Source organism: Dinghuibacter sp., from assembly GCF_035492835.1.
In the GTDB taxonomy this organism is placed as follows: Bacteria; Bacteroidota; Bacteroidia; order Chitinophagales; family Chitinophagaceae; genus Dinghuibacter.
The window spans coordinates 20,175-30,040 of the sequence record NZ_DATJIY010000225.1; the positions used below are offsets into that span (position 1 = coordinate 20,175).

The window sequence follows — 9,866 nt, forward strand, 5'->3', positions numbered from 1 at the left end:
CTATTGGTAATAATACGGTGACGGATAAACCTGGTCGACGCTCCCGGTGCGGACGGAATACGTAAACCCTTTTTGCAGGGCGTAGGCTCCTATGTCTCCCTGGTTGTTGATCGCCAGGAAGCCCACCTGCAACGTCTTTGCGCGCTCGGGGCCTTTTTGCACGATGCGTTTGACGGCTTCTTCGCAGGCTTGTTGCGGGCTGCGGCCCTGACGCATGAGCTCGACCACCAGGTGGGAGCCGCAGATGCGGATCACCTCTTCGCCTACGCCGGTGGAGGTGGCGGCGCCGACCTCGTCGTCTACGAACAGCCCCGCGCCGATGATCGGCGAGTCGCCCACGCGGCCGTGGAGCTTGAAGGCCATGCCGCTGGTGGTACACGCGCCGCTGACGCGGCCCTTGGCGTCGATGGCGACCATACCGATGGTATCGTGGTTGCCGGGTCCGCCGGGCATGGGCGGCTGTTTATGATAAGACTGGTTTTCGATGTTGATGACCGGTTGATAGTGGGAGGTTTTGAGCCATTCCTTCCAGGCTTTTTCGCTCGTGGGCGTAAGGAGGTTTTCCTTGGGGAAACCCTGCTCCAATGCGAATTGGGTCGCGCCGTCGCCGACAAGCATGACGTGCGGCGTTTTTTCCATGACCCTACGCGCCACCGATATGGCGTGTACGACGTGCTCGAGCGCGCCCACCGAACCGCAGTTGCCGTTGCCTTCCATGATACAGGCGTCGAGCGTGACGCGGCCGTCCCGGTCGGGGAAACCGCCAAGACCAACCGTCGTGTTGTTGGGGTCGGCCTCAGGAACCTTTACCCCGGCCTCTACCGCGTCCAGCGACCAGCCCCCGGCGTTGAGTATCTTCCACGCCTCGGCGTTGGCTGCCTGGCCAAAGTCCCAGGTGGATACGACGATGGGGAGGTTGGCGGCGCCGCGAACAGGGGGCGCGGGGTGGGGCGCTCCGAGGGGAGCGTTTTGCGCAGCGGCCATAAGACGATTTCCGGTCAGGGCAAGCGGCGCGGTCAAGGCAAAGAATTTTCGGCGATTGAGCATACAAAAGACATTTTCGTGCACACGAATATAGGGGTTTATAACCCTCCGTGGCCGCGGTAAAGACGGACCGGACCATCGAGGTCAAGCGCCAGGACGGTCATGTATTTATCCAATGCGGTCTGCGGGACATCGACAAAGACCAGGCCGGGGACCGCGCTCCAGCTGATCTTGCCCACGATCTTGTCGGTTAGTTTTTGGTTCGTGCCCACGACGCGGATGTCACGGATGCCGCTCGACAGGCCCTTTACCTCGACCTGGCCGTAGGTATGGGCGGGCAGGAACAGGTAGAGCGTGGTCGAATCCCTGGAAAGCGTGGAAGGGCCGAAGAAGTGTCCTTGCGGGACGCCCGGGATCGTGTTGAAGATGGCCTCGGCGTGCTTATGGGTCCAATGCCCCAATTCCGTCAGCAGGTTGGTTTCTTCCTTAGGGATGGTGCCATCTGCTCTCGGGCCGATATCCAGCAGCAGGTTGCCGCCGTTGGAGATCACGTCGGCAAAGACGCTGATGATTTCACCCGGCGTTTTGAAGGCGGTGTCGTCGGGGTGGTAGCCCCAGTTGTTGTTGCTCGTGTAGCACATTTCCCACCAGGGATAGGCGGGGCGCGAAACGGGGATGTTTTGCTCGGGCGTCTCATAGTCGCCGTATCCCTGGAGCCGGCCGTTGATAATGGTTTTGGGGTTGTGTTGTTGTATGATTGACCGGACGCGTTCGGCCTCCCAACCCTCCGCGCTTTGTTCCCAATCGCCGTCGAACCACACCAGGTCGGGGTTGTAGCGTTCCATCACTTCGGTGATCTGCCCTTGAAAGAAGTGGCGGTAGCGGTTCCAGCGCTCGTAGTCCTTGTTTATATCGTACCGGCTGCTGTCCTTCAGAAAACCGGGGTAGTCCGGTTGCGACCAGTCCAACAGCGAAAAGTAGGCGCCGCACTTGATGCCGTCCTTTCTCAGGGCATCATAAAAGGGTTTCAGTACGTCTTTTTTGGCCGGTGTCGCCTTCACCACGTTGAGGTCGCTGTACTTCGTGTCCCAGAGCGCGACGCCGTCGTGGTGCTTGGTGGTGATCACCGCATAGCGGGCGCCGGTGCTTTTTATCAGGTCCGCCCACGCCTGCGGGTCGTAGTTCGCGGCGGTAAAGCCCTTGAGCTGCGCCATATAATCTTTATAGCTCAACTTCTTGTTGTGGAAGCTCCAGCTTTCGTCCACGCCGTTGACCGAATAGATCCCCCAATGAATAAAGATGCCCAGCTTGGCGTCCTGGAACCACTGCATTTTATCCTTGATCGTCTCCGGCGGGAGTTTTTGGGCGCCCGCCGCCAGCGGGAGGGCAAGCAAAAGCCAGATGAAATTGCGCATGCGGGCAATATAGGGGAAAAATGCGCTGGGGCGCGGGGGAAACGATTGCGCAATTTTAGTTATGCTGAATAACCCCGATACCGAGGGTGCGGTCGCCGACTACGCCGACGCGGCCGCGGGCGAAGAGGGTGTAGGCTTTGCCGGCTACGAGGGTCAGGCCGTCGAGGGTGGCGATCGAGATGATGGTGCCGGGGGAGCGGAGCTCGAGGTTGTAGACGCCGGCGGGGAAGGAGACGAAGGACGCGGCGAAGGCGTCGGTTTGGTCGAAGTAGCGGCCGGTGAAGAGGTCCTGGCCGCTGGTGACGGAGTAGAGGTCGACGCTCTCGACGGAGGGGGAGAAGTTGAGGAAGCGGAGCAGCGCGTAACCGGCGTGGGGCGTGGGGAAGCTGTCGCTGACCGCGGAAAGGTGCAGGGCCGTCGCTGAGGTATCCCATAGGAATATGCTGTAGCGGGCGCCGGGGTTGAAGGCGGCGGGGCTGCTTATTAGTGTGTCAGCGCCATTGGCAAGGGTCAGTCGGTTGATCGGCGCGTCGATGCTGAGGTATCCGGTGCTGTCGGGGAAAGTGAGCTGGGGGTATTGCAGGACGCCATTAGCGTATACGTCGATCTGGGGCTGGTTTAGGGAGGTATTGACAAAAAGGATGTCGGTGGTATCGGCACGCGGAGCGACGGTTTTGTGACAGGAGAGCGGCACGATGAGGAGGATCAGCAGGATATGGCTGAGGTTGCGCATAGGGATTCGGATATGGGGCAAAAAAAAAGACCGACGTTTGAACGACGGCCTTTCGTATAGCAAGGTTCGGATTAAATCGGGAAACGGCCAAATATTTTTTTAAAATAGTTGTAATTGAGGGGGGAGGCGGGCGGGGCCCGTGACGGTCATGCCGCCGTGGAGGTACGAGGTGGCGCGTTCGTGCCCGATCCATTCCTGGACGCGGTCTTGTTCGATCCAGTCTTTTTCCAGTGTCGCGGAAATCGTGGACAGGGCCTTGATCGCGCGGGCGCTGTCGTCGCGACCGAGCTTGGCGCGGGTGACGGCGCGTTCCAGCTGGTGTAGCGTCTCGTCGTAGACGTCGAGGGGCACGGGGAAGGGGTGGCCGTCCTTGCCGCCGTGGGCAAAGGAGAAGCGGGCGGGGTCGCTGAAGCGGGAAGGCGTGCCGTGGATGACCTCGCTGACCAGGGTGAGGGCCTGGAGGGTCCGCGGGCCGACGCCTTCCAGCAGCAACAGCGATTCGAAATTCATAGGTTGTTTTTCATGAGCCAGGGCGAGGACGGCGCCCAACCGTTTTATGTCTATGTCTTTGGAGCGGACGTCGTGGTGCGCGGGCATGGTGAGGTGCGGGAGCATGTGCGCGGTGGCGGCTTCGCGGGGCGCGGCGGGGTTGGCGCGGAGCGCGGCCTCGTGGGCGGCGCGGGATAGCTCCGCGGGTGGGAGGCCGGTGAGGGCGACGGAAAGGATGGCGTCGCGGGTGGGGGCGGCGCCGGCGGCGGTGAGGTTGAGGATGGGGCCGCGGTTGGGGCCGTAGATGGCGGTGTGGGGCTCTTCGACGAAGGAGCGGAGGGTGGGGGAGTGCCAGTGGTAGCGGCGGGCGGTGCGGATACCGGTGTTCATGCCCTGCTGGACGACGGCCCATTCCCCGGTGCGGGCGACGATGAAATTGTGGAGGTAGAGCTGGAAACCGTCCTGGATGGCGGTGTTGTCGACCTTGGCGGTAAGGCGGCTGGCGGTGGTGAGGCGCTCGCCGTCGAGGCCGGTCTTATCGCCCAGGAGGCGTAATTCGTCGGGCGTCTGACGGGAATATTTTCCACGGCCGCCGCAGACGTGAAGGCCCAGTTCCCCGGATAGGGGATTTATAGCGCGTTTGAGCGCGCCCATCACGGAAGTGGTGATACCGGAGGAATGCCAGTCCATGCCCATGACGCAACCGAGCGACTGGAACCAGAAGGGGTCGCTCAGCCTTTGCAGAAATCCAGCAGTCCCATAGTCCATGACCACCGTTTCGGTCACGGCCCGCCCCAGGCGCGCCATGCGTTCGGCTAGCCAGGTGGGGACCCGGCCGTAGTGGAGGGGGAGATCGGCGGAACCGGCTTTGGTCATAAGGGGGCGCTTTCGCTAACAAATCTAGCACATTTTACTAAATAAATTAGCAAATAATTTTTCCACACCCTGGAATACGTCTTTGGCCTTCCATTTGGGCGACAAAAGACAGAAAGCTAACCAAATCGATTACACCATGAATAAGAATCTGAAAGACACGGCCTTGCTCCTGCTGCTCATACCGGGGGCGCTGATTGCCTGTAACGGCAACGGTAACGCCACCTCCGGCGACTCCACCGGCTCGGGCGCCAAAGACACCGCGACTTCGGCAACCAATCCGCCCGTAAACGCCGCGCAGAGTACGGCGACAACCCAGGATTCCAGCAATGTCACGGGTCCGATGACCGTTTCCGAGGGCGACCGGGCCTTTATGTCCGCCGTAGCCGAAGGCGGCATGACCGAGATCCAGGCCTCCCAGGCCGCGGAGAACCAGGCTGCCAGCCCGCGCGTAAAGTCGTTTGCGATGATGATGGTGCAGGACCACAGTCATTGGGGGGACCAGCTGGGGCGAATCGCCAAGGGCAGGAACGTCATGCTGCCGACGTCGCCGTCCGTTAAGCAGCAGCAGGCGCTCAATACGCTCAAGCAAAAGCAGGGCGCGGACTTCGACAAGGCATACATGAAGATGATGGTGCACGACCACGAGGGCGTGGTGCATGACTTCGAGCACGCCGGCGGGCTGGTGAAGGACAGCGCGCTGGCGCATTTCGTGTCGGACCACCTGCCGATGATACAGGTGCACCTGGATTCGGCCAAGGCCATCGAGAAGGGGATGTAGGGCCGCGCCGGCGACGCAAATCGAAATACCGATAAAGACCATCGGGTTCACCCGGAGGATCGTAAAAAGATCCGCGGGGAGCCCTATGGTCTTTTTTTGCCTATCTTTACCTAGTAGGTGACGAGGTCCTTGTATGTCAAATCGATATGGGCGACCTGCCCAGCCTGCACCCGGATGGGGGCGAGGTTGTTATACTGGTCTCTCAGGTTGGCATAATACGAGTTATCCACCTTGATAAACAAAGAGTAGCTTCCCGTATCCAATGATGCTTCAAAATAACCCGTGCTGTCCGCCTGTATGGTTTTGACCAGGGGGGCGTGCACAGCCTTGTAAAAGGAAGCCTTCCGGTCCGGTTCGACCTGGCTCAAATTCACTAACTTAAAGATGCATAGGGTGGCCGCAAAGCCCTTGCCCCGGGAGAGGGGCCGGCTTGGCGACGGCATCTGGTTCCCTTTTAATTCACGGACATAGCCGCGCACGCCTTGTTTTACGTATAGAGTAAGGGAGGGCTTTACGTGACCGGTAAAAGACGATGCCAGGAAAAAGCCAATGAAAAATAAAATATGACGTTTCATTAGGTTAGGGGGAGTTTCTGTTAAATTTACCATAAATCCGAACAAGCTATCTGTAAAGCATATGAGGAGCAATTTTACCTTGGGAATAGCCACCATGTTGAGTGTTGCCGCTCTTTCCGCCACGATTACCCTGAAAGCGCAAAACGTGACCAACAAAGCGGCCCTCGACCGGGCGGCGACGTTGCTCCGCCAGTATGAGAACAACCAGTATGCCAGGGCCATGGCGCTGGCCGCGCGCAATCACTGGCCGCTGACGATCCGGGGTAAGCACGGGAAACTGGCGATGCTCTCCGGGATCGACCAGTTCGGAATGCCCATTTACAAGGTCACCTTCAACCTGGAAAGCGCCCAGACGACCCGGACCAATTCGCTCTGGCCCGGCGGGAGCACCGGGTTGTCGCTGAGCGGGAATTCCGCCAATATGAAGGGGAAGCTCGCCATCTGGGACGGGGGCGCTGTACTGGCTACCCACGTGGAGCTGGCGAACCGCGTCGTACAGAAGGACGGGGCCACGGACGTGATCGACCACGCCACACATACCTCCGGGACCCTGATCGCCACCGGGATCAATCCCCAGGCCAAGGGGATGGCTTACCAGGCGCAGGAGCTCGACGCCTATGACTGGAACAGCGACCTGACCGAAATGGCCACGGCCGCGCCGAACCTGTACCTCTCCAACGCCAGCTACGGGATTATCGCCGGCTGGAACTTCAATACCGACAACAACCACTGGGAATGGTGGGGCACCTCCGGGGATACCACGGATTACAAGTTCGGCTGGTACAGTAACGACGTCCAGGTGCGCGACTCGATCATGTACAATGCGCCCTACTACCTGTTGTCCCAGGCGGCCGGTAACAGCCGCGGGGAAACGGGACCGGCCATCGACTCCCCCTACTACCAGGTGAACGCCTCGGGTAACGAAAACGCTACCGCAATCACCCGTACTGCCGCGGCCAAGATCAGCAGCAACGCCTATTTCAATACCATTCCGCCCTACGGTACGACCAAGAACGGGATCGTCGTGGGGGCGATAGAGCCCATTCCGTCGGGGTATTCCGCGCCGTCGGACGTCCAGATGACCTATTTCAGCGGCTGGGGGCCCACCGGCGACGGACGGATCAAACCGGATATCGTGGCGGACGGGGATAATGTGTTGTCCACGATCTCGACCAGCAACTACGCGTACGAGGAAGAGTCGGGTACCTCCATGTCCACCCCCAACGTCACCGGTTCGCTCTACCTGCTCCAGGAATACTATACCAAGATCCACCACGATTCCGCCATGCTGGCGTCGACGCTGAAGGCGCTGGCGATCCATACCGCCGATGAAGCGGGGGCTAACCCCGGCCCGGATTACGAGTTTGGCTGGGGCTTGCTGGACATGCGCGCGGCGGCCGCAGCCATAACGGCTTCCAATACCGACCAGTCTCAGCTCATCATGGAAAAAGTGATGACGAACTCCGGGGCGAACGATACGATCTCCATACCTGTGGTAGCGTCGGGTAAGGGTCCGCTCGTGGCGACCATTGCCTGGACCGACCCCGCGGGACCGCTGAATACTTCTTCCAACCAGCACAACTATCCCGTCGAGCTGGTCAACGACCTCGACGTCCGGGTCATCAAGGGGACCTCGATCTACGGGTCTACGGTCTACCAGCCGTGGGTGCTCAACCCGACCCATCCCACCAACGCCGCGACCCGCGGGGACGACGCGCTGAACAACGTGGAAAAGGTGGAGGCCGATACGGTCTCGCCCGGCGGCAACTATATCATCCGCATCACCCATAAGGGCACCCTGGCCCGCGGTCAACAGGCCGTTTCGGTGATCATCGGGGGTGTCGGCGGAACCGCGTATTGCGCGTCGGCGCCGACCAGCAGCGCGGGCACGACCATCGACAGCGTGACCGTTAACGGGGTAAAGGAATACACCAACTACACCAGCTGTACCACGTATACCGACAATACCGGTATCCGGGTCGGCGTCACCGGAGGACAAACCGTCCCGCTCGTGGTGTCCCTGGGCGCTTGCGATAACACCTCGACCTCCCGGATGGTAAAGGTCTATATCGATTACAACGGCAACGGCAGCTTCGCCGATCCAGGTGAAGAGGTGGCCAGCAGCGGCGTACTGGGTGCGCCGTCGGCCACCCTCAACGCGACCTTTACGGTGCCCAGCAACGTGACCGTCGGGAATACGACCCGGATGCGGATCGTGGCCGTCGAAACCACGGACTCGACCACGTTCGGCCCGTGTACGACCTATACGAAAGGCGAGACGCAGGACTACTCCGTATACTTCAACCAGCCGTCGGTCGACCTGTCGCTGACGTCGCTGGCAGATCCGCTCAGCCCGGTTTGCGCCGACACGACCCAGATCGTAACGGTCAATATCCGGAATACGGGGACCACGACCCAGTCCAAGGTACCGGTCACGGCTACCGTCATGAACGGAGCAACCACCGTGGCGACGCTGACCGGTACGTACCCGGACGCGATCGCGGGCGGCGGCAGCGTCGTGTATACGCTGCCCGGCACGTTCAACGCGCAGGCCGGTTCGACCTATACCATCAACGCATCGGTCAACCTGAGCGGCGACCAGAACACGGCCAACAACACCGCTTCGTTCACCATCAGCGTAAACCCGGCCCCGGCCAGTGCGTCGAGCGGGACGGCCGTCATCTGCAGCGGCGGGAGCACGGCCACGCTCACGGTAAACAACCCCGACTCGTCCAGCTCCTACTTCTGGTATACCACGCCCACCGGCGGCTCGCCCGTCGCTCAAGGGTACAATACCACCGCCAGCGCGAGCGCCAACACCACCTTCTACTTCTCCTCCGGGTTCAGCGGAGGCGCGGGACCGGTCAGCAGGGCCTCGCTGGACACGGCCGGCGGGTATAATGCCTTTTACGGGAACTGGGTCAGCTATCACGCGGCCGTGCCGGTGACGCTGGAGAGCGCCCGGTTCTATACGAAATACCACGGCAACATCGCCTTTATCGTGGCGGACGTCGACCAGTCGAGCATCAATTCTTCTACCGGCTCGTTCAGCTATCTGCCCTACAGCACGACCACGCTTTATGTAAACGCGACCAGCCCTCACCCGGAAAAACCCCATTCGGATGGCTCGACCCAGACAAGCGATCCGGCGGATACGGGCGCCGTTTTCTTCCTGAATATGCAGCTCCCGGCGGGAAACCACGACATCATCATCGAAAGCCTCGACTCGGCGACGATCTACCGGAACGCGGGTATTACGGCGAATCCCTATCCCATAGGCTCGACGAACCTGTTCGCATGGACGGGGAACAGCGCCGGGGTGACCAGCACCAGCCTGGGGACGACGTACCAGGGCTACTATTATTTCTTCTACGACGCCAAGATCAAGACCGCCGACTGCGCCTCTGCCAGCGCCAGGACACAGGTCAACACGACCACGTCGTCCACGGCCGCGCCGACGATCACTGAGGTAGGCGATTCGCTGATCAGCAGCGCCGCTACCGGCAACCAATGGTACCTGAACGGCCTGGCGATCGCCGGGGCGAACAATACGGTCTACAAGCCCGCGAAGTCGGGCACCTACTATACCATCGTTTCCGGTCTGACGGGCGCTTGCACGAACCAGTCCAACAGCATCAACTTCGTACTGACGGCCGTGGATACCGCCGCCGCCCCCAAGGGCCTGCTGGTGACCCCGAACCCGACGACGGGCATCCTGAACGTCAGCTTTACGGTCACGAATACCGCCGACCTGACTTTCGAAGTCTATAACATCCTCGGGCAGCTCCTGTACAAACAGGCGTACCCCTCCTACATCGGTTCCTACTCCGGCCAGCTCAACCTGTCCGGCTATGCCGATGGGGTGTATATCCTGAAGATTACCCACGGGGATAATACGACTATCGAGAAGATCCTGCTGCAGCACTAGGCTTCCGGCCGTGCCCGTGCCGTGCCCCCAAGCGCGTAAGAAAATGGTCGGGGCGGGTTGCCCCTTTTACCGCGTTTTGCTGTGATCA

7 protein-coding genes are annotated in these 9,866 nt (G+C 60.6%); 2 read left to right on the plus strand and 5 right to left on the minus strand.

Translation table 11 applies throughout. The features are described from left to right. The 4 genes from VL547_RS21060 to VL547_RS21075 form a co-directional block, all read right to left on the minus strand. Nucleotides 1-1,047, minus strand: a complete 1,047-nt coding sequence (locus VL547_RS21060) for a N(4)-(beta-N-acetylglucosaminyl)-L-asparaginase (protein WP_325581684.1) — start codon at nucleotides 1,045-1,047, stop codon at nucleotides 1-3. A gap of 35 nt (nucleotides 1,048-1,082) precedes the next feature. Next, nucleotides 1,083-2,399, minus strand: coding sequence for an alpha-L-fucosidase (locus VL547_RS21065; RefSeq protein ID WP_325581686.1), 1,317 nt, complete (start codon nucleotides 2,397-2,399; stop codon nucleotides 1,083-1,085). A 55-nt stretch (nucleotides 2,400-2,454) separates the two neighbouring features. Next, nucleotides 2,455-3,132, minus strand: coding sequence for a DUF4397 domain-containing protein (locus VL547_RS21070; protein WP_325581688.1), 678 nt, complete (start codon nucleotides 3,130-3,132; stop codon nucleotides 2,455-2,457). Between the two features lie 99 nt (nucleotides 3,133-3,231). After that, nucleotides 3,232-4,497, minus strand: coding sequence for a DUF763 domain-containing protein (locus VL547_RS21075; RefSeq protein WP_325581689.1), 1,266 nt, complete (start codon nucleotides 4,495-4,497; stop codon nucleotides 3,232-3,234). 136 nt (nucleotides 4,498-4,633) lie between these two features. On the opposite strand from VL547_RS21075, the gene VL547_RS21080 reads away from it, so the two are divergent. Continuing rightward, complete coding sequence (locus tag VL547_RS21080; RefSeq protein ID WP_325581690.1) at nucleotides 4,634-5,275, plus strand: DUF4142 domain-containing protein; 642 nt, start codon at nucleotides 4,634-4,636, stop codon at nucleotides 5,273-5,275. A 110-nt stretch (nucleotides 5,276-5,385) separates the two neighbouring features. Here the strand turns inward: VL547_RS21080 and VL547_RS21085 are convergent, their stop codons facing one another. Beyond that, nucleotides 5,386-5,850 (minus strand): hypothetical protein, encoded by a 465-nt coding sequence (locus tag VL547_RS21085; protein WP_325581691.1) that lies wholly within the window; start codon nucleotides 5,848-5,850, stop codon nucleotides 5,386-5,388. Nucleotides 5,851-5,911: 61 nt separating this feature from the next. Between VL547_RS21085 and VL547_RS21090 the strand changes: the two genes are divergently transcribed. Continuing rightward, entirely contained in the window at nucleotides 5,912-9,778 is a 3,867-nt protein-coding gene (locus VL547_RS21090) for a S8 family serine peptidase (protein ID WP_325581692.1), read from the plus strand. Nucleotides 9,779-9,866: the final 88 nt, after the last annotated feature.